This window comes from Nitrospira moscoviensis (assembly GCF_001273775.1).
Lineage (GTDB): Bacteria > Nitrospirota > Nitrospiria > Nitrospirales > Nitrospiraceae > Nitrospira_D > Nitrospira_D moscoviensis.
In genome coordinates, this window is the sequence record NZ_CP011801.1 from 2,415,667 (window position 1) to 2,433,205 (window position 17,539).

22 protein-coding genes are annotated in these 17,539 nt (G+C 66.2%); 16 read left to right on the top strand and 6 right to left on the bottom strand.

Going from position 1 to position 17,539, the window contains the following annotated elements:
* Positions 1-296 precede the first annotated feature (296 nt).
* The 4 genes from smbP to NITMOv2_RS11930 are packed head-to-tail and all read right to left on the bottom strand — an operon-like array spanning position 297 to position 3,767.
* Positions 297-932 carry a small metal-binding protein SmbP gene (gene smbP / locus NITMOv2_RS11915; protein ID WP_053380079.1) on the bottom strand — a complete coding sequence of 212 codons (636 nt, stop codon included), beginning with the start codon at positions 930-932 and terminating at the stop codon, positions 297-299.
* Positions 933-971: 39 nt separating this feature from the next.
* The gene (locus NITMOv2_RS11920) at positions 972-2,054 is read right to left on the bottom strand and encodes a hypothetical protein (RefSeq protein ID WP_145976301.1); all 1,083 of its coding nucleotides are present in this window, start codon (positions 2,052-2,054) and stop codon (positions 972-974) included.
* Positions 2,055-2,071: 17 nt separating this feature from the next.
* A complete protein-coding gene (locus NITMOv2_RS24240; RefSeq protein ID WP_053380081.1) occupies positions 2,072-3,046 on the bottom strand; it encodes a BON domain-containing protein in 975 nt (324 codons plus the stop codon).
* Positions 3,047-3,077: 31 nt separating this feature from the next.
* Positions 3,078-3,767 carry a PRC-barrel domain-containing protein gene (locus tag NITMOv2_RS11930; protein WP_053380082.1) on the bottom strand — a complete coding sequence of 230 codons (690 nt, stop codon included), beginning with the start codon at positions 3,765-3,767 and terminating at the stop codon, positions 3,078-3,080.
* 411 nt (positions 3,768-4,178) lie between these two features.
* Between NITMOv2_RS11930 and NITMOv2_RS11935 the strand changes: the two genes are divergently transcribed.
* From NITMOv2_RS11935 to NITMOv2_RS11985, 11 genes are all read left to right on the top strand, one after another.
* Positions 4,179-4,556, top strand: a complete 378-nt coding sequence (locus tag NITMOv2_RS11935; protein ID WP_053380083.1) for a sensory rhodopsin transducer — start codon at positions 4,179-4,181, stop codon at positions 4,554-4,556.
* 2 nt (positions 4,557-4,558) lie between these two features.
* The gene (locus tag NITMOv2_RS11940; protein ID WP_053380084.1) at positions 4,559-5,140 is read left to right on the top strand and encodes a vitamin K epoxide reductase family protein; all 582 of its coding nucleotides are present in this window, start codon (positions 4,559-4,561) and stop codon (positions 5,138-5,140) included.
* A 41-nt stretch (positions 5,141-5,181) separates the two neighbouring features.
* Positions 5,182-5,568 (top strand): SPW repeat domain-containing protein, encoded by a 387-nt coding sequence (locus NITMOv2_RS11945; RefSeq protein ID WP_053380085.1) that lies wholly within the window; start codon positions 5,182-5,184, stop codon positions 5,566-5,568.
* Between the two features lie 25 nt (positions 5,569-5,593).
* The gene (locus tag NITMOv2_RS11950; protein WP_053380086.1) at positions 5,594-5,794 is read left to right on the top strand and encodes a hypothetical protein; all 201 of its coding nucleotides are present in this window, start codon (positions 5,594-5,596) and stop codon (positions 5,792-5,794) included.
* A gap of 10 nt (positions 5,795-5,804) precedes the next feature.
* Positions 5,805-6,818, top strand: a complete 1,014-nt coding sequence (locus NITMOv2_RS11955) for an SDR family oxidoreductase (protein ID WP_053380087.1) — start codon at positions 5,805-5,807, stop codon at positions 6,816-6,818.
* Positions 6,819-6,903: 85 nt separating this feature from the next.
* Positions 6,904-8,232 carry a cytochrome ubiquinol oxidase subunit I gene (locus NITMOv2_RS11960; RefSeq protein WP_053380088.1) on the top strand — a complete coding sequence of 443 codons (1,329 nt, stop codon included), beginning with the start codon at positions 6,904-6,906 and terminating at the stop codon, positions 8,230-8,232.
* Positions 8,233-8,361: 129 nt separating this feature from the next.
* The gene (locus NITMOv2_RS11965) at positions 8,362-9,387 is read left to right on the top strand and encodes a cytochrome d ubiquinol oxidase subunit II (RefSeq protein WP_053380089.1); all 1,026 of its coding nucleotides are present in this window, start codon (positions 8,362-8,364) and stop codon (positions 9,385-9,387) included.
* A 22-nt stretch (positions 9,388-9,409) separates the two neighbouring features.
* Entirely contained in the window at positions 9,410-9,667 is a 258-nt protein-coding gene (locus NITMOv2_RS11970) for a DUF4177 domain-containing protein (RefSeq protein WP_053380090.1), read from the top strand.
* Between the two features lie 198 nt (positions 9,668-9,865).
* The gene (locus NITMOv2_RS11975) at positions 9,866-10,306 is read left to right on the top strand and encodes a CBS domain-containing protein (protein WP_053380091.1); all 441 of its coding nucleotides are present in this window, start codon (positions 9,866-9,868) and stop codon (positions 10,304-10,306) included.
* A gap of 121 nt (positions 10,307-10,427) precedes the next feature.
* Positions 10,428-10,850, top strand: coding sequence for a hypothetical protein (locus NITMOv2_RS11980; RefSeq protein ID WP_053380092.1), 423 nt, complete (start codon positions 10,428-10,430; stop codon positions 10,848-10,850).
* Positions 10,762-11,157 (top strand): hypothetical protein, encoded by a 396-nt coding sequence (locus NITMOv2_RS11985; protein ID WP_145976303.1) that lies wholly within the window; start codon positions 10,762-10,764, stop codon positions 11,155-11,157. Before NITMOv2_RS11980 ends, NITMOv2_RS11985 begins: the two co-directional genes overlap by 89 nt.
* Here NITMOv2_RS11985 and NITMOv2_RS11990 read toward each other — a convergent pair.
* Both NITMOv2_RS11990 and NITMOv2_RS11995 read right to left on the bottom strand, forming a co-directional pair.
* A complete protein-coding gene (locus tag NITMOv2_RS11990) occupies positions 11,093-11,872 on the bottom strand; it encodes an endonuclease/exonuclease/phosphatase family protein (RefSeq protein WP_238590346.1) in 780 nt (259 codons plus the stop codon). The genes NITMOv2_RS11985 and NITMOv2_RS11990 overlap by 65 nt on opposite strands.
* Positions 11,812-14,043: a VTT domain-containing protein gene (locus NITMOv2_RS11995; protein ID WP_083447967.1), complete on the bottom strand. Its 2,232-nt coding sequence runs from the start codon at positions 14,041-14,043 to the stop codon at positions 11,812-11,814. The genes NITMOv2_RS11990 and NITMOv2_RS11995 overlap by 61 nt, the downstream gene beginning before the upstream one ends.
* Positions 14,044-14,406: 363 nt before the next feature.
* Here NITMOv2_RS11995 and NITMOv2_RS12000 point away from each other — a divergent pair, with 363 nt between their 5' ends.
* The 5 genes from NITMOv2_RS12000 (at position 14,407) to NITMOv2_RS12020 (ending at position 17,512) form a co-directional block, all read left to right on the top strand.
* Positions 14,407-15,012: a hemerythrin domain-containing protein gene (locus NITMOv2_RS12000; protein ID WP_053380094.1), complete on the top strand. Its 606-nt coding sequence runs from the start codon at positions 14,407-14,409 to the stop codon at positions 15,010-15,012.
* A 368-nt stretch (positions 15,013-15,380) separates the two neighbouring features.
* Positions 15,381-15,629, top strand: coding sequence for a GlsB/YeaQ/YmgE family stress response membrane protein (locus tag NITMOv2_RS12005; RefSeq protein ID WP_053380095.1), 249 nt, complete (start codon positions 15,381-15,383; stop codon positions 15,627-15,629).
* Positions 15,630-15,651: 22 nt separating this feature from the next.
* Positions 15,652-16,308, top strand: a complete 657-nt coding sequence (locus NITMOv2_RS12010) for an alpha/beta hydrolase (RefSeq protein WP_145976304.1) — start codon at positions 15,652-15,654, stop codon at positions 16,306-16,308.
* Between the two features lie 188 nt (positions 16,309-16,496).
* Positions 16,497-16,943, top strand: a complete 447-nt coding sequence (locus NITMOv2_RS24245) for a TraR/DksA family transcriptional regulator (protein WP_053380097.1) — start codon at positions 16,497-16,499, stop codon at positions 16,941-16,943.
* Between the two features lie 95 nt (positions 16,944-17,038).
* Positions 17,039-17,512, top strand: a complete 474-nt coding sequence (locus NITMOv2_RS12020; protein WP_053380098.1) for a hypothetical protein — start codon at positions 17,039-17,041, stop codon at positions 17,510-17,512.
* The last annotated feature ends 27 nt before the right edge of the window (positions 17,513-17,539 follow it).

Here is a 17,539-nt window from a genome sequence, read left to right on the forward strand (position 1 = left end):
CGCGGACCGCGTGTAAACGCTTGCAGATGAACAGTCGCCGGCGGCGGAGATCGAGCCTGGAGACATTTTGTTCCGGCGACAGGACAGATGATTCCCGCCCGGGCCATCGGCGAGAACACGGGCGGAACAAGAACCGGCGGGCATGCCGGGCGAATGGGAAACGACGGGAGGCGCTCGAACAGCCGATCGGCGGACGGGGGCGTAGAAGTGTGACCCTGGCGGCGTGGACGCGCTGCCCGTTGTTGAACACGGCAACGCGCTCCGCGCCCTCGTGATGGGGGGATACCCGGATGGCGCTAAAAGTCGAACAGCCGGCTGGTCCGCGCGTTCTCGTACAGCTGTTCCGCTTCGTAGCTCTGCCGGCCGACGGAAGCCGGGTCCGTTCCCGCGGACGCGCGCTCCGACGACTGCAGATCGTAATAATCGTAGAACCAGTCGTCGTCGGCGAACCCATCGTCGAAGTAGCCGCCGCTGTAGGCGGCGATCCGGCCCGGCGCGCCGCCCGACGGACTCTGACGCTTCATGTCACGGGTGAAGCCCCCGCGCGGAGCCATCTGCAGATCGGCCGACTGCGACAGCTTCATGATGGCCCGCTTGATATGCTCCACCGCATCTTCGGTGTCGTGCTCGGCATGTTCGATCGCGTCTCCCAACGCATAGACACCGTCGTTCAATTGTTCGTTGTGACCGGCACGTTGTCCTTCTTTGGCCTTCTCCAACGCTTTACGGGCGTGCTTCTTGAGGCCCCGCCCGTCGCCCTGCGCACCGGCGGCGTCGGCTTCATACGCATGGTGCAACGCCTCTTCGATCACGGCCTTGAAGTCCCGGCTGCTCATCGTGGCGCCGCCGGGCGGCGGCTGGTCCGCGAAGGCCGCCCCGGACAGGACGACAAGCACCGCCGCCGGAAGTATCGTCTTCATCCTCTGAATCATGCTCCCTCTCCTTGGTTGGTATGCAGGAGGCCGGTCGCGCTACCGTGTCCGGGGCGCGTCCGTCCCCTTGAGCGCCTCCGACGCCTCCTGTCTCTCAAGCGCCAACACGGTTCCATCGGGCTTGACCTGGGCCGTCACGCGGTCTCCGATACGCAATCCCTTCTTTTCCACCTCCGGCGTCACGACCAGATAGGTCTCCTGACCCGCCTCGTCACGCACCACGTAGAATCCATCCCGGTCGGCTCGGTAGAGCTCCCCGCGCACGATCACTTCCCCCTGGATGGCTTGTTCGCCGGCCTGTTGTTGCGCCGCCGCAGGCGGCGGACCGGGCGCCATGACCGGCATGACGGAGCGGATGTCCCGATCGATGCGGACCGTCGCGCCGTCCGCCGAGACCTGCCGGGCTAGAATCAACGGCTTGCCGTTCACCTGAATGGTCGGGCCGGTCACCGTGAGAGAGCGACCCGGCTCCAGCGGGATGCGGTCGAGGTCTTGCGGTGCGCCCAGATCGGTGAGGATCGTGCGGCCGTCCTGCGTCTTCACACGCGCCACCATATGTTGCCGGTCGACGCCGCGTAATCGCAGCGGTTGAGCGTGCTCGATCTGACCCGTCACCGCCGTGTCGGTGCCCCGGGCATCGCCGCGGTCCAGCTGCCGGGGATCCATCGTTCGATCCCGCTTGACCTTCACCATCTCGCCGTTGATGAACGCCCGCTGCGCCATCAGGACCTTCCGGTCACTGATCCAACTGATCGGCCCGCGGACGACGATCTCGTCGCCGGTCATCACCGGTACGTCCCGGTATTGTTTGGCCAGCCCGAGATCGACGACCATCCGGCGGCCCATGCCGCCTGCGACCAACGCGACCAGATGCTCCCCTTCCGGACCGCCGCGGAGAGCGACCCGCTTCACCCGCTCGACGTCGCCGCGCAGGTTCTTCCACCCGCTGCGCGTCTGTTCGGGACCCGGCGCCGTGTCGGGCGACCGGGCCTGTTCCCGCGCCTGGGCTCCCTGCACTTCCGGCTCGCTGGACGGCCGCACTTGCTGTTCGGCCAGCGCTGCGGATCCGATCGCCAGGACCGCGCCTATCGCCCCACCGGCCACTGTCGCTCTCCACGTCATGGCGTCCCTCCCGCGGGTTATCCCTTCGTCGTCAATTTGCTGATGACTTGCCGGGCGCCAGCGTCGTACGCGTTTTCGATCACGCTGTCGATCTGTTCCGGCTTGTCGACCTGGCCGTTCAACGTGACGATGCCGTCACGCACCGATACGGACACCTTGTCCGGGTCCACCGAGGGGCTCCACATGAGCTCGTTCTCGACGTCCCGCTTCAACTGTTGATCACTTTTGGAGGCGGCGCCCATGGTGCGCCGGTTCCGATCCATGCGCTGGTCCCGGCGCTCCTCCCGATACAGGCGCTCGTCATCCTGATACCGATCCTCGCTGCGCGCCTGCTGGTCCTGTTTCCGGAAGCGCTCGGGATGGCGCTGTTTGCGTTGTTCCCACTGCTCCTCGCTCCGCGCCCAAGGCGCCGACGCGCCGGGCGGATAGGTTTGATAGGACCGGCCGACATACTCGTATTCGTCGAAATACCACGAATCGCCCCCGCGCTGCGTCCAATCCATATCGATGTTCTGATACTCGTAGACGTCTTTGTCGCGCAACGGCGTGCCCCAGATATGGCCCTTTTCAAAGGCGGGATCGCGCGAGATTTCGATGGTCTTGCCGTCGTTGATTTGGGCGGCGTCGGCCAGCACGACCGGCATTTCATTGATCCGGGCGGTGTTGCCCCAGATCATGATGTGGTCGCCTTTGGACAACCGCTTGAATTCTCGGTTGGTTCCCAGATCGACCGGTCGGCCGTAGGTTCCCCGTCCCTTCCCCTTTTCAGGCTCCAACAGAACGACGGTGTGTTCTTTTCCGCTGTCCGCCAGCGGCACCTGTTTGATCTTCTTCACTTTCCCCGAGAACTCAATCGGCACCCAGGACTTTTGCCGGTAATAGTAGGCTTCGCGGTCTGCCGCACCGGCCCGCGCCGGGGGCTGGTCCCAGAGCAGCGGCGCGCAGCCTGCGAGCAGTATGAGGCTTGTTCGAAATATCCGTTGGCAGTTCATACAGGCCCTCCAATATTCAGCTGAAAACAGTTTATTTATTCTTCTGTCCTTCCCCTTCGAATCCCGGTGCCCGGCCCGGAGGCGCCCCACGCGGACCCAGATCGCCCGCCGCCTTGCTTTCGCCCATCGGCCCCGTGGAAGGCTCGGGCCGATTGGTTCCGCGCTCGCCCGAACCGACCTTCGGCTTCGACTCGGACCGTTTCTGCTCGATCTCGTCCATGAACATCGCGAGATCCGGCGACATGTCTTTCGTGTCGGTGCGGTTGATGCTCGGCAACAAATCGTCCTTCTTCATGTTCAGGATCAGTTTGTCGCCCTGCTGCTGGAACTCGCTCCACCGCATCGGACGGGCGTGCTGCGCGTCCTCGACATGCAAGAACACATATTCGATGTCCTGCGTTTTTTCGTCCTTCAGCACTTTCGTCACCTTGCCGAGTTGCTCGCCCTGTTTGTTGGTGACGGTCCGGTTCAACCATTTGCTGTCCTTCACTTCCCGCAACGAGCCCTGCCGGACCGGCGTGGTCTCATACTCGTCCGGCACGCCCTTGCCCCCCTCGGTCAAATCCGTCCGCGGATCTTGAGGGATACGATCGGGCGTCGGCATGTTGCCGCCGACGTTGCCGCCGGCGCCGGCCGACGCATCCGCGCGCGCGAGCGTCGGTGCGCCGAACGCGCAAACCGTTGCTGCGAATATCATGATGGTGAGTGTTCGTGTGGCCATAGTCATCCTCCTGATTTTTTGATCCTTGTGTGGACGGCGGTTCCTGTGAGCGTACCCGGCGCCTTCGCGCGGGCTCGGCATCGCCCTGGTATTTGGCGTTTGTGCAAACGGCAGGCCGCGCGCACGGGACGCGTGCGTGCGGCGGCATGTGAATAATTTCAGCGGCCACAAGAAGGCGCCCCGCGTAACCGTCGCGCGCGCGGCCATTCCATTCAGACAACTTGTCTTGACTCAGGACAGATGATGCCGGTCGAACGAGGGGGTCAGGCACCATTTGTCGGAAACGACCCGCAGGGCGCTGCGCGCAAATGGTGCCTGACCCCTCCCGTGCCTCCCCTTCTCTTTGACGGCACTCGCTTTGCAGCCCTTCAATCCCAGACGCGAGCAGGGCGCGAGAGAAGGATGCAAACAATGGAGCCGATCGGTCGCAAACGCTGGGCGGTCGCCGAGGGGTACATTCCTCCTTCGAGCAACGGTCCCGTCCCGCAGATGATCAGTCATGAGACCATTTGCCTGCTCAATGCGGGGCCGCGCGATGCCCATGTGGAGGTCACCATTTTCTATGCGGACCGGGAGCCGGTTGGCCCGTATCGGATCATCGTCCCGGCCAGACGCACGCAACACGTCCGATTCAACAACTTGACGGATCCCGAGCCGATCCCGCTCGATACGGATTTTTCCAGCGTCATCGAATCCGATGTGCCGATCGTGGTGCAGCATACGAGGCTCGATTCGCGCCAGGCGGAGAACGCCCTCTTGAGCACGATCGCCTTCGCGGGAAGCGACTGACCATGGCGGCACCGCGGCGCAGGCCCGTCTCGACGAGCGACGAGGCGCAGCCGGCGGCCCCGCCCGGATGGTCGTATAACCCCAGTGCATGGTCTCAACGCTGGTGGATCGCCGGGGTGGCGGGGCTCGGATGTCTGGTCGCCGGCTATCTCGCTCTGTATCAGTTCGACATGATCGGCTCCGTGTGGGAGCCATGGTTCGGAGCGGGCAGCAAGATCGTCCTGCGCTCGCCGCTCTCGCGGGTCCTGCCGATCCCCGACGCCGCGCTCGGCGCGCTGGCCTACCTGCTGGACCTCGTCACAGGGCTGATCGGCGGACCGGATCGCTGGCGGACCATGCCCTGGATGGTCATTCTGTTCGGCATCGCGGTCGGTCCGCTGGGCGCGGTGAGCGTCCTTCTGGTCATCGCGCAGCCGGTGCTCTTGAATGCCTGGTGCTCGCTGTGCCTGTTCTCGGCGTTGCTGTCGCTCATCATGATCGGGCCGGCGATGGATGAAGTCTTGGCGAGCCTGCAGCACCTCCGGCGCGTCTCCGAGCGGCGCGAATCGGTGTGGACCGCATTGTGGCACGGAACCGGTTGTTAATTTCTGGTTTCGTATTGCTGTGACACTCGGCACGAGCAAAGATGTGGAACCAGCTTCTCGTCATCCTCCTCGGACTGTGGCTGACGGCGTCGCCCGGCGTCATGCAGTACGAGGGGCCGGAGCGCACGAACAACCATATCGTCGGTCCGCTCGTGGTGAGCGCGGCCATCATCGCCCTCGCCGAGGCCACACGCGCGATGCGGTGGGTGAACGTCACATTGGGGGCATGGCTCATCGTAGCTCCGGCGCTGCTGGGATACGATCCGCTGCATATCGGCGTCCGCAGCAGCCTCGTCGGCGCCGCGATCCTCGCGCTCTCCCTCATCGAAGGGCCGCGCCGGGCTCGGATGGGCGGCGGATGGCCCCGCCTGTGGCGGACGCCGCCCGAGGAGGCCGAAGACGGCCGGGAGTGGAGAAAGACCGGATGAGACGCGCCGATCGGAGGGACCCCGCATGACCACGCTGCTGGCCGGCATCCTGCTGCTCGCCCTCATCGTGCTGGCGCTGTATGTGTTCGGCGTGTTCGGCACGCCGTACCTGAATGCCTTCCGATGGGTGTTTTACCTGCTGCTGGTCCTCTTCGCGCTTGTGGTGGGAGCCGGCTTGATGGAGCACCGCTACGAAGGCTACGACCCGACGGTCGGAGCGAGATGAGGGAGGAATCATGTCGGCGAGCCATAACGGCAAACATCGGCCGGAAGTCGTCGTGGTGACGGGGGCTTCGGCCGGAGTGGGCCGCGCCATCGTGCGGGAATTCGCCCGGCATGGCGCCGCCGTCGGACTGCTCGCCCGCGGCCGCGACGGCTTGGAAGGCGCGCGGCGGGAAGTGGAACAGGCCGGCGGCAAAGCCCTGGTCGTGCCGACCGACATGGCGGACGACGGTCAAGTCGAACAGGCGGCCGACATGGTCGAGCGGCACTTGGGACCGATCGATATCTGGATCAACAACGCCATGGTCTCGGTCCTCTCGCCCGCCAAAGAGATGACCGCCGCCGAGTACCGGCGCGTCACCGAGGTGACGTACTTGGGCTACGTCCACGGCACCTTGGCGGCGCTGCGCCGCATGCTGCCGCGCGACCGCGGCGTGATCGTACAGATCGGCTCGGCGCTCGCCTATCGCGCGATTCCCCTGCAGTCCGCCTATTGCGCCGCCAAGCACGCGGTGCAGGGGTTCACCGAATCGCTCCGCTCCGAATTGATCCACGACCACAGCCGCGTCCACCTCACCATCGTGCAGCTGCCGGCCGTCAATACCCCGCAGTTTTCCTGGATCAAGACGCGCATGCCCCGCCATCCGCAGCCGGTCCCGCCCATCTATCAGCCGGAGGTCATCGCCCGATCGGTCTACTGGGCGGCCCATCATCGGCGCCGGGAATTTTCCGTGGGCTATCCGACGGTGCAGGCGATCATCGGCGACAAGTTCATTCCCGGCCTCCTCGATCGCTACCTGGCGCGCGTCGGCTATGAACGCCAGCAAACGGACGAGCCCGTCGATCCCGATCGGCCGAACAACCTGTACGACCCGCTGCCGGGCGATCACGGCGCGCACGGCCGATTCGACCAGGACGCCATCACGTTCAGTCCGCAATCCTGGCTCAATCGCTATCGCGGCTGGCTCGGCGCGGCGGGGCTGCTGGCGGGCCTGTGGGCCGTCAGAAGGTATGATTTAGTGAAGTGACGGGACGCCGTCAGAACGTATGATTCGGTGAAGGACCGAGTTTTTTACTTCACGCAATCACTAAATCACACAATCGTACTTGCTTATGTCCGATCTTCTCGCCGCGCGTTCGCAGATGGCCATGTCGCTGGCCTTCCACATCGTCTTCGCCGCGCTGGGCATCGCCATGCCCGCGCTCATGGCGGTCGCCGAGTGGCGCTGGATGCGGACCGGGGACGCCCGCTTTTTGACGCTGGCCCAACGATGGTCGAAGGGCACGGCCATCCTGTTCGCCGTGGGCGCCGTCTCCGGAACGGTCCTATCGTTCGAGCTGGGGCTCCTGTGGCCTTCGTTCATGGAGCGGGCCGGGCCGCTGGTGGGCCCGCTCTTCGCCCTCGAAGGGTTCGCCTTCTTCACCGAGGCCATCTTTCTCGGCATCTATTTGTACGGCTGGTCGCGCATCTCTCCGCGCGCGCACTTCTCCGCCGGGCTCATCGTCGCCGCGAGCGGGATCCTGTCCGCGGTCTTCGTCGTGGCGGCGAACGCGTGGATGAATGCGCCGACCGGATTCGAGCTGGAGCACGGCCGGTTCACGCGCGTCGATCCCTGGGCCCCCTTCCGGCATCCCGTCGCGTGGAACCAGATCGTGCACATGCTGCTCGCCGCCTTCGCCGCCACCGGCTTCCTCGTCGCCGGCATTCACGCCTTCCTGCTCCTCCGGCGCCCGGACCGCTTCTTCCATCGCGAGGCGCTTCAGACCGCACTCCTCATCGGGGGACTGCCGGCGCTGCTGCAGCCGATCAGCGGGGATCTCATCGCGAAGTCGGTGGCGGTCCATCAGCCGGCGAAACTGGCGGCCATGGAGGCGCTGTTCCACACGGAAGCGGGCGCGCCCTTCGTCCTCGGAGGGCTGCCGGACGAGGACCGGCGGACGGTGCGCTACGGCCTGTTCATTCCCGGCGGGCTCAGTGTCCTCTTGCACTATGACCCGCAGGCCGTCGTCCCCGGCCTGGACGCCGTTCCCCGGGAAGACTGGCCCCCGGTGGCCGTGGTCCATCTCGCCTTTCAGCTCATGGTCGCCTGCGGGCTCGTCCTGGCGGCCTTGGCCGCCTGGAGCGGGTGGCATTGGATCAGGGGCCGTTCGTTGGCATCCGACCGATGGCTGCTGCGCGGTCTGGTGGCGGCGGCGCCGCTCGGTTTCGTCGCCATCGAAGCGGGGTGGGTGGTGACCGAAGTCGGGCGGCAACCGTGGATCATCGACCATGTGGTGCGGACGGCGGATGCCGTCACGCCGATGCCCGGCCTCTGGCTCCCCATGACGACGTTCACGCTCTTGTATCTCGTCCTGTCCGCCGTGGTCGTCTGGGCGATCCACCGTCACGTGGCGGCCACCGATCGCCGGACGCTGGAGCCGATGCATGAAGCGGCGGCGTGAAGGGTCGTCTATCTGGTGCGCAGTCTGTCTCGTCTATCTGGTCTATCTCGTGCAGAGCGTGCAGAGATTGACGGCACCAGACAGACCAGATAGACCAGACAGACCAAATAGACCGGATAGGCCGTTCCTATGACCCTCGAACTCATTCTCGGCGCGATGTTGGTCGGGGCGTTGACGTTCTACCTGCTGTTCGGCGGGGCGGATTTCGGCGCGGGCATCTGGACCGCGTTCGCCACGGGCCCCGACGGGCAGCGCCAGCGGGCGCTGGTCGATCGCGCGATCGGCCCGATCTGGGAAGCGAATCACGTCTGGCTCATCATCGCGGTCACGATTTTATTCACCGCCTTTCCCCCCGCCTTCGCCGTCATCTCGACCAGGCTCCACATCCCGTTGACCGCGATGCTGATCGGCATCGTCCTGCGCGGGACGGCCTTCGCGATCCGCACCCACGATATCTCGTCGCGACCGGACGGTTTTACCAACGCCCCCCGCGTGTGGCACGGGGTATTCGCGCTGTCCAGCCTCTTCACGCCGATCATGCTGGGCCTGGTGCTGGGCGCCGTCGCGTCGGGGCGGGCGGCCGGGCCTTCCGCCACCTTTCTGGAGACTTTCGTCGCGCCCTGGCTGGCGCTGTTCCCCGCCGCGGTGGGTCTGCTGGCGGCCGCGCTGGTCGCCTATCTGGCCGCCGTCTATCTGACCATCGAAAGCGACGACCCCGCGCTGCGCCGGCTCTTCCGCCGCCGGGCCGTCGCGAGTTGGTTCCTCGTGGTCGGGCTGGGCGGCGCGGCGCTGGCTCTCTCCAAAACAGGCGCGCCCGAAATCTACCGGGGGCTGCTCGGCACCGGGGCCGGCCGGTCGGCGGTGGCCGTCACGGCCGGCCTCCTCCTGGCGGGTCTGTGGTCGCTGCTGCGCCGGCGGGATTACCTGGCCCGCCTGTTCGCGGCCGCCGGCGCCGTCGCAGTCTTGTGGGGCTGGGCGCTCTCCCAGTTTCCGTATCTCGTCGAGCCGTCCGTCACGATCTATGATGCGGCGCCGCCCGTCACGCTCCGAATCCTCTTGGGCAGTTTGCTCGGAGGATCGGTCCTGCTGTTCCCCTTCCTGTCCTATCTCTACCGCCTGTTCAAAGGCGAGTTCCTCACGCACCGGGGTGTGTGAGTCGCCAGCCAAGGAGGTCTCCATGCCGCTCGTCAAAGGTCTCGCGCTGTGGTCCGGCCTGCTCCTCGTCGGTCTGCTCGCCGTATTTTCGTGGGTCTCCGACCGCCGGCCGCCGGCCCAGGCCCAAGAGCCCAAACGTTATCTCTATCGAGTCATCGAGGTGCCCGCGGACACCTTCGCCATGCAACAGGTCTTGAACGAGCACGGAGCCGCGGGATGGGAGCTGATCGTCGTCGAGATGGCGGAGATGGCGACGCCCCGCATGATCTTCAAGAAATGAGGGGCTCGGAGGGACAGGCTGTCCCGGCTCGGACAGATTGCCGGGCGATGTCCGACCGCCGTGCAGATGTCACGCACAGGACGACGGCATCATGCTGAATTTGCGCCCGCCTGCGTGCCGGGTGAGGCCGCCGGTCCGGATCGTCCGGGTGCATAGTTTGCAAGTTGTGAGAACGCGAGTCGAAACAAAGGAGCGCCCATGCCACATGTGAAAGATGTCATGACGCCGCAAGCGGAGGTGGTATCCCCCGACGCCACGGCGGAAGACGCGGCGGTGACGATGAAGGCCTTGGATATCGGCGTGCTCCCGGTGTGCGATGAGGAGGGGTTGGTCGGCATTCTGACGGACCGGGACCTCGTGGTCCGCGTGCTCGCGGAACGCCGCGATCCCAAAGCCGTGCGCGTCGGCGAAGCCATGACACCGAACATCGTGTACTGCTTCGAGGACGACGATATCAGCCGCGCGGCGCAGCTGCTGGCCGACCATCAAATCCGCCGATTGCCCGTGCTGAGCCGCGAGCGGTCTCTCGTCGGCATCGTCTCGCTCGGCGACCTGGCCGTCCACGACGAGAGCGGCCGGATGACCGGCGAGGTGCTGGAGGACATTTCCCAGCCCAGCCGTCCGCGCCGCGCCGCATAATCGAGCCGGCAAGAAAGCGTTGAGTGAGAAAGCGTTGAGACCACCGCCGAGAATCCGCACCTCAACGCTCAATGCTTTCCCGCTCAAAGCGATTTCGGACATCGACCCCCGGAATGATCCCATGCACGGTGAGAGGCCTGACTATTGGGAAGCGGTGAGCATCGGCTGGAGCATCCTCTGGCGAGGCGTCGGCAGTTTTCTGTTGCTCCTCTTCGTCGCCAACCTCGCCATCTTCGCGCTGCTGCCCGAGCTGACGCGCACCGGGCCGTCGGTCTGGGCGCTGCTGCTGCCGCTGCTCATCGTCACCGCCTTCTCCGCCGCGTTTATCATGCCGCTCGTGGTGCGTACACTCCTGTCGAAGCCGTTCCGGCACTTCCGCCTGGAGTTCGTGCGCAACGGCTCGGCCGCGATCGGGTCCCCCTCGGCGTCACCTTTTCACGACCGGAGGTCCGATCATGATGCAGATCCTCGGAACGGCGATCCTCGCGCTGGCGGTCTGGTGCAGCCTCCCGACGCACGCGGCGCCGGCCGCCGCGCCGGATGAGCCGATCGTGCTGTCCGGCACCGTCACGCAGCTCGACCTGAGCCGCCTGCGCGGACTGCTCATCACCGACCTCGGCAAACCGGTGTTCTTCGACGTGCCGAACGCGTATCTGTTCGAGAACGTGACGGTCGGCGCGCGAATCACCCTGCAGCTGGACGACTACGGACGCGCCGTGAAAGTCATGGACACGGCGCTGCCGGACCTCTTGTCGCTTCCGGCATCCGGCGGCGCGTCCCTCTCCCTTACCCTCTCCCCGCAGGGGAGAGGGGAGGGTGAGGGGGAGACGCCCACTCGATCACCGCCTTGAGCGGCAAGTGATCGGATGCGCGGGCGGAGAGTCGCGTGCGGTGGACGGACATCCGCAGGCGCATCGCCCGCGGGCGGACCCAAATGCGGTCCAGCGGCAGCAGGGGCCGAAAGGACGGAAAAGTCCGCAGGGCGGGCGTATGGCCGAACATCGCCTTGATCCACCGCAGCGGCCCTCCCCAGAGCATCCATTCGTTGAGATCGCCCATCAGTACGCAATTCGGCCCCACGCGTTTCAGCAACCGCCGCACTTGCAGCCGACGCTCCCACGGAAACAGCCCCAGATGCGTGGCGATCAGCTGGACCAGCGTGCCGTCGCAGGTCACGTCCATGTCGATCGCCCCCCGCGGCTCGTACCCGGGCAGACTCAGGTCGACGAGACGGATGTCCCCGTAGGCGCAGCGCGTCAGCACCGCATTGCCGTGATGGCCGCGGCGCTCGAGGAGCGTCGGACCCGCCACGACCTTGAGCTTCGATTCCGCGCCGAGCCACTGCGCCAGCTCCAATCCGTGGCGATCCGGCGAGTCCACCTCCTGCAGAGCGACGATGTCGGCGTCGAGCTCGTGAATCACGTCCCGGATGCGGCCGGGATCGTACCGCCCGTCCCAGCCGACGCAGCGATGGATGTTGTACGTCGCCAGCACGAGCCGCACGATCAGCTCCGCCGGCGGCCGGCCGCCTCCGCCTCGTCGCGCGCCGGCTCCGCCTGGAGCCACCGGCGCAGGCCCGCCGCGCCCAGCAGGATGATCCCGGCGAGCACGGCCAGCATGGCGATGCTGCCGGCACCCGGATGCCGGATGGTCTCATTGATCTGATCGACGAACAGCGCGAGGCTCAGCAGCCCGGGAAGCTCTCCGATCACGGTGCCGACGAGAAAATCCTTCGTGGTGATGTGCGATGCGCCCGCCACGGCGTTGATGATCGAAAAGGGGGCCACCGGAATGACGCGGAGCGTGATCACGGCCAGGAGCCCTTTCGACTTCAGCAGGCGGTTGATCCGCTCCAACCGGACGCCCGCGAGGCGGTCCACGAGACCCCGGCCGACCACGCGCCCGAGGCCGAACGTGAGCAGCGCGCTCGCCGTCATGCCGAGCAAAGCATACAGGAAGCCCCACCAGGGTCCGAAGGCGAGAATCGTCACGGCGATCAGCAAGAGGACGGGCACGACGAGGACACCGCCGACGAGAAACGCCGCGAGGGTGACGAACGGGGCCGCGGGCCCTCGGGCCCACCCGTGCAGCTGGTCCGCCAGTTGCGCCGCGTCGATCTGCTCGCGGACCGGCGTCCACTGCCAGAACGCGGCCAGCAGCACCAGCGCCAGCAGGCCGAGGCTGCCCATGACCAGCTGCCGGCGCGCCGGCGGGCGGTGCTCCGTCGGAATGAGCTGGGCGTCGTAGGGGCGGCTCGGATCGATCAGCTCGGCATCGGGCACCACGTCGTCCACGTCGGCCGACACGCGCCCGTCGAAGATCTCCAGCGACCGGCCGCCGCTCCGCAATCGCTCGATCGCGCCGATCAGCGAGTCGGCCCGCGCGCAGCAGGCGTCCACCGCCTCCGGGCTCACCCCCAGGTGCTCGGCAAGGAGCCGGGAGCGGAACCCGGCGATGCCCCGCCGCAGCTCGGGATCACCGCCCGCCTCGACGGCCAAGTCGCATTCCGTATCGAACCCCATCGAGCGGTTGCTCAGGTTCGCCGATCCCACCCGCGCGAGCTCGTCGTCGACGATGCAGACCTTGCTGTGCATGCTGATGCACTGTCCCGCGAGGTCGGGAATCCGGGGGTAGTAGAGCCGCAGGCGGTGAAAACGGTCGAGCGCGCGCAGCCGTTTCAACACGCGGCCGCGGAGCACGTCCATCGTGTGCTGCTCCAACCAGCCGTCGCTGTTCGGGTGGAGAATCATCACGATCTCCGGCCCGTTCGGATCTTGCAGGCGGTCCGCAAGAGCGTCGGCCACTGTCTGCGAGGTGAGATATTGCGTTTCGATGTACACCTGGCGCCGCGCGGCGGCGAGCGACTCGGCATACAGCGCTTCGATTTCCTGCACACCCGGTTGGCCGTCGTAGTCGGGCATGGTCCGCGCGATCGCGACCGGCGCGCCGCGGAGATCGGGTTGGACGAACCGGGGCCAGGGGTCCTCGACGGGCCGGGGTACGGGCGGCGCGATCGCCCGGCCCGTCGCGCGGAGCCAGCGGGCCCGCACCAGTTCGCCGACGGCGGAGGCCGCCGCCCCATCGACCATCATCTGCACGTCATGAAAAGGCCGGCACGGCGCGCCGTCGGCGAACAGCCGCCGGTCGGGGTGGCGCGGGCGGTGCGCGGGCGAGTCCCAGCGGCATTGCGCGAAATCCAAGCCGCCGACGAAGGCCAGGCCGCCGTCGATCACCACGGCTTTCTGATGGTGCGAGGCGCCGAGCGGATGCGCGGCGTCTTTCAGGAAATGCAGCCGCCGGTGCGCCGCCAGCTTGGCCGGCAGCCACCACTCGCGCTCCTTCCAATAGATCATATGGAAATCCCAGGTGAGCACGTAGATGCGCAGCGTGCGCCGCCGGATCAGCAGGCTGTGGAGGAACTCGCCGAGTCGCTCGGGCCACCCGTCCGGTTCGCGGTCGACCAGCAGCCGGACGCGGCTGTCGAAGTCCCACCCCACGATGACGATCACCTCGCGGGCTTGCTTCGCCGCCTCGCGGAAGGCGCGGAAATAGGCGTCGCCGTCGACGAGGAACGCGGCCCGCTCGGCTCGTTCGACGCGCCAGCAATTGTGCCCGGGCCGGAAGATCGAGGCTCGGCGAGCGGCCTCGGCCGGCCAGCCGGCCACGGCCGCGCCCGGCTTCGCCGGCCCGGTCGATACACGGTTTCCTCCCGACTCCCGATGCCCGCCGTTCGCCATCCGCCGGCTCCCGTCGCCTCGCGTCTCGGTCGTTCCGGGGAAAGGATGCAAACGAAGTGCCTTTTGCAGTGTCTGGACCGGTGACGAGGTGCAGGCTGACCAGGCGGGACCAGCGGCCTGCACGCCCGTAGCCTGTCGGCCCTCCGTGGCCGACTGGATGAACTGTCCGCGGCAAGACATCCTGTCCGGCGCCCGAGACCCGCGCGGCACCCGGGACGCCGATCATCGACCATTGAACATTGATAATTGAACCATTCCCTCTCTTCCGCCGTATCGGTCCGCGTTTTGCAAAATTCTTCCTTCAACAACAACGTGCGCCGTCGCGAGATCGGTCGAACCGCCGCCGCTTCAGGGAGGAAGGTCATGGGCAGACAGCCGCCGAAGCGATCGTCATCGGCGAAGCATGCCCCGAAACCGGTCGATGCCGTGCAGATGTTGAAAGCCGACCACAAACAGGTGCAGGACATGTTCGAGCAGTGGCGGAGCGCGCCCGGGAGCGAGCAAGGGCGTCTGGCCAAACAGCTGTTCGCGGAGTTGGAGATCCATACGAAACTGGAAGAGGAATTGTTTTACCCGGCGCTGCGCAGCACGCTGGCCGGCGCGGACTACGACGTGGAAGGCGGCGACGGCCTCGATGTCGTGGACACGGACGAGGACGCCGGCTTTGGAGACGCATCGCTGAACGGCATGGAGGCGGAAGAAGAAGAGGAGACGGACGAGGCCCTGATCACCGTGGCCTACGAAGAACATCAAGCGATGAAGGAGCTCATCGAGCAGCTGCGCACGCTCGATCCCAAAGGCGCCGACTTTCGCGATGTCTTGTCGGAATTGGAAGAGGCCGTGCTCGCGCACGTGGCGGAAGAAGAGGATGTCCTCTTGCCGATGGCGAGCGCGGAACTCGACATCCGCGCGCTCGGCGCCAGGATGCAGCGGCGGCGGGAGGAGCTCTCATCGCCGCGCGCGGCGTAACCCAAGCTCGAGGTTCTCACGTTCGAGGTTCGAAGTTCACAATTCGGGGTTGAAGATCTGGCCTCTCACTTCGAACCTCGAACTGCTCCTGAGGAGGAACGTTGTCTCCCAGCGCGACAGGACCCGCGCCAGGATAGGAACCCGGACGTGCCCCCGTCCGGCCTTCCGTCATAGAGTGAGATGAGAGTCGCCCACTCTCGTTTTCTGTGGCCATCCTCGCGGGAATCCGGAGTTGGAAGACAACCGAGGCAGAGGAGAGGAATCTCCTCTGCCTCCACCTACAACTCGGGGTAACGGGGTATGGGATAACGGGGTAACCGAACCCTTACCCCTTTTACCCCGTTACCCCCCTATCCCCTTCTTATACGATGATTGGATGGATCATCTTCGGACTCTTCGTCGGCTTGGCCGCGAAGCTCCTCGTCCCCGGACGCGATCCGGGCGGCGTCATCGTCACGATTCTGATCGGCATCGTCGGCGGACTTGTGGGCGGCTTCATCGGGCGCAGCCTCGGCTGGTACCAGGAGGGCGATCCGGTCGGATTCGTCATGGCGGTGCTGGGGGCCGTCATTCTGCTGGTCGGCTATCGTACGCTGCTCCGCCCGTCCACCGTGTAAACCGCCGCGCCCGCTCCCTGGCATGGCACCCATTGAATCTGCTCGACCGTTCCATGAATTGACGATTTCCGCGGGCCCCGGCGGCGTGGAGGTCCGGCACTACGACGCGCCCGGTGCCGAGTGCGGCATCGTGTGGGTGGGCGGCATCGGCGGATTTTGGGACGATCCGGCGGGCGATCTCTATCCGCATCTCTGCGACGCCCTGCGCCGCGAAGGCATCGGCTCATTGCGGATCAATGTCCGCCATCCGACCGACCTCGACGCCTGCGTGGCCGATACATTGGCCGGCATCGCGTTTCTTCGCGACCGCGGCATCACGCGCCTGGCGCTCGTCGGTCACGCATTCGCGGGCGCCGTGGCGATCCGGGCGGCGGTGTACTCCACCGTGCCGGAGACCGTCGTCGCGCTGGCGGCGCAAAGCCAAGGCGCCGAGCTCGTCAGCCGACTGCCGATCCATTGCTCGCTCTTCCTGCTGCACGGCACGGCCGACGAAGTCGTGCACGTCTCGAACTCCGAATACCTCGCAGCCCTGGCGCATCCGCCGAAGCGATTGCTGTTGCTGGAGGGCGCCCGGCACCGGCTCGACGAGGCCGCGCTCACGGTCCATCGTGAAGTCGGCGCCTGGCTGCGCGACCGCCTGCACCCGTCGCAGCGGCTCGTCCTCCCGCAGGCCGGCTGACGTTGACGAGTTGTCCGCCGAAAAGACAAGTCTTCCCGCGGTGGGGACGGTCCACCATGCCGCCCTCGCACGACACCGGCCTCTGAAGGGCCGGCGGGCCGATTCGCGGCGCCGGCCCGACTGGCCTTGCATTTGCAAAACGAACCTCCACCATTATCCACCACCTTCAACCGCACGCGAGGAGCCTTATGCCCGACGATATCGTGAAGGACACACGGCCCGACACACTCCGTCATCTGCTGCTCGAACGCCGGCACCAGCTCCAGAAGCAAATCGATCAGTTGCTGGCGCAGCATCGCGACATCCACAGCCACTTCCGCGAGAATTCGGTCCTCGACACCGAAGACATGTCGATGCGCGACAGCACCGGCGCGCAGCAGATCGCCCTGCTCGAAGCCCGCACCCGGCAGCGCAACCAGCTCGACGAAGCGCTGCGGCGTCTCGACGAAGGCACCTACGGCATGTGCGAGGACTGCGACCAGCCGATCGCGCCGGCGCGGCTTCGGGCCATGCCGTTCGCCCGCCGCTGCATCAAGTGCCAGGAACAGGCCGAACTGTTCGAGCAGGTGATTCAACGCGAAGACCGTGAAGAAGTCGCGCCGCGGGGCGGGTCGCTCAGCGAAACAATGCTGTGAAGGCGCTCGGAAGCTTTGAGCGGGAGAGCGTTGAGGGCAGGGCCTTTCCTCAATGCTCAACGCTTTCTTACTCAAGGCTCTCTTTATGGACGGCCATGCACGTGTCTGAAGTCTTACTCTGGGGCCTGCTCGCGACCGGTCTGCTCACGACGCTGCTGCGCGCCGGCCACGCGCTCCATCTCACGCGGATGGACACGACGCTCTTGTTGGGCACGATGGTCACGCCCAACCGGGACCACGCCAAGGTCATCGGATTCGCCATCCACTTTTTCAACGGCTGGTGGATCGCCCTGATCTATGCGGCCTTCTTCCACGGCTTCGGCTGGACCACCTGGTGGCTGGGCGCGCTGATGGGCGCCGCCCATACCGCCTTCATCCTCGTCGCCGTCCTCCCGTTGCTGCCCGGCGTCCACCCGCGCATGGCGTCGGACTGCACCGGACCCGAACCCACGCGCCTGTTGGAACCGCCCGGCTTTCTCGCGCTGAACTACGGCTACCGCACGCCCCTCGCGGTGCTCATCGCGCACATCGCCTACGGCGCCGTCCTCGGCGGGTTCTATGAGGTCTGAATGAGTGGTGAGGAGCGCGGCGCAGCA

What these genes read in the sequence shown, in the direction of transcription:
- NITMOv2_RS11950 (WP_053380086.1), top strand. Translation starts at nt 5,594, where the DNA reads ATGACCACGCTGCTGGCCGGCATCCTGCTGCTCGCCCTCATCGTGCTG.
- NITMOv2_RS12000 (WP_053380094.1), top strand. Translation starts at nt 14,407, where the DNA reads ATGGGCAGACAGCCGCCGAAGCGATCGTCATCGGCGAAGCATGCCCCG.
- NITMOv2_RS11975 (WP_053380091.1), top strand. Translation starts at nt 9,866, where the DNA reads ATGCCACATGTGAAAGATGTCATGACGCCGCAAGCGGAGGTGGTATCC.
- NITMOv2_RS11930 (WP_053380082.1), bottom strand. Translation starts at nt 3,767, where the DNA reads ATGGCCACACGAACACTCACCATCATGATATTCGCAGCAACGGTTTGC.
- NITMOv2_RS11980 (WP_053380092.1), top strand. Translation starts at nt 10,428, where the DNA reads ATGCACGGTGAGAGGCCTGACTATTGGGAAGCGGTGAGCATCGGCTGG.
- NITMOv2_RS11960 (WP_053380088.1), top strand. Translation starts at nt 6,904, where the DNA reads ATGTCCGATCTTCTCGCCGCGCGTTCGCAGATGGCCATGTCGCTGGCC.
- NITMOv2_RS11955 (WP_053380087.1), top strand. Translation starts at nt 5,805, where the DNA reads ATGTCGGCGAGCCATAACGGCAAACATCGGCCGGAAGTCGTCGTGGTG.
- NITMOv2_RS11935 (WP_053380083.1), top strand. Translation starts at nt 4,179, where the DNA reads ATGGAGCCGATCGGTCGCAAACGCTGGGCGGTCGCCGAGGGGTACATT.
- NITMOv2_RS24240 (WP_053380081.1), bottom strand. Translation starts at nt 3,046, where the DNA reads ATGAACTGCCAACGGATATTTCGAACAAGCCTCATACTGCTCGCAGGC.
- NITMOv2_RS11940 (WP_053380084.1), top strand. Translation starts at nt 4,559, where the DNA reads ATGGCGGCACCGCGGCGCAGGCCCGTCTCGACGAGCGACGAGGCGCAG.
- NITMOv2_RS12005 (WP_053380095.1), top strand. Translation starts at nt 15,381, where the DNA reads ATGATTGGATGGATCATCTTCGGACTCTTCGTCGGCTTGGCCGCGAAG.
- NITMOv2_RS11970 (WP_053380090.1), top strand. Translation starts at nt 9,410, where the DNA reads ATGCCGCTCGTCAAAGGTCTCGCGCTGTGGTCCGGCCTGCTCCTCGTC.
- NITMOv2_RS11965 (WP_053380089.1), top strand. Translation starts at nt 8,362, where the DNA reads ATGACCCTCGAACTCATTCTCGGCGCGATGTTGGTCGGGGCGTTGACG.
- NITMOv2_RS11995 (WP_083447967.1), bottom strand. Translation starts at nt 14,043, where the DNA reads ATGGCGAACGGCGGGCATCGGGAGTCGGGAGGAAACCGTGTATCGACC.
- smbP (WP_053380079.1), bottom strand. Translation starts at nt 932, where the DNA reads ATGATTCAGAGGATGAAGACGATACTTCCGGCGGCGGTGCTTGTCGTC.
- NITMOv2_RS11945 (WP_053380085.1), top strand. Translation starts at nt 5,182, where the DNA reads ATGTGGAACCAGCTTCTCGTCATCCTCCTCGGACTGTGGCTGACGGCG.
- NITMOv2_RS11985 (WP_145976303.1), top strand. Translation starts at nt 10,762, where the DNA reads ATGATGCAGATCCTCGGAACGGCGATCCTCGCGCTGGCGGTCTGGTGC.
- NITMOv2_RS12010 (WP_145976304.1), top strand. Translation starts at nt 15,652, where the DNA reads ATGGCACCCATTGAATCTGCTCGACCGTTCCATGAATTGACGATTTCC.
- NITMOv2_RS11920 (WP_145976301.1), bottom strand. Translation starts at nt 2,054, where the DNA reads ATGACGTGGAGAGCGACAGTGGCCGGTGGGGCGATAGGCGCGGTCCTG.
- NITMOv2_RS24245 (WP_053380097.1), top strand. Translation starts at nt 16,497, where the DNA reads ATGCCCGACGATATCGTGAAGGACACACGGCCCGACACACTCCGTCAT.
- NITMOv2_RS12020 (WP_053380098.1), top strand. Translation starts at nt 17,039, where the DNA reads ATGCACGTGTCTGAAGTCTTACTCTGGGGCCTGCTCGCGACCGGTCTG.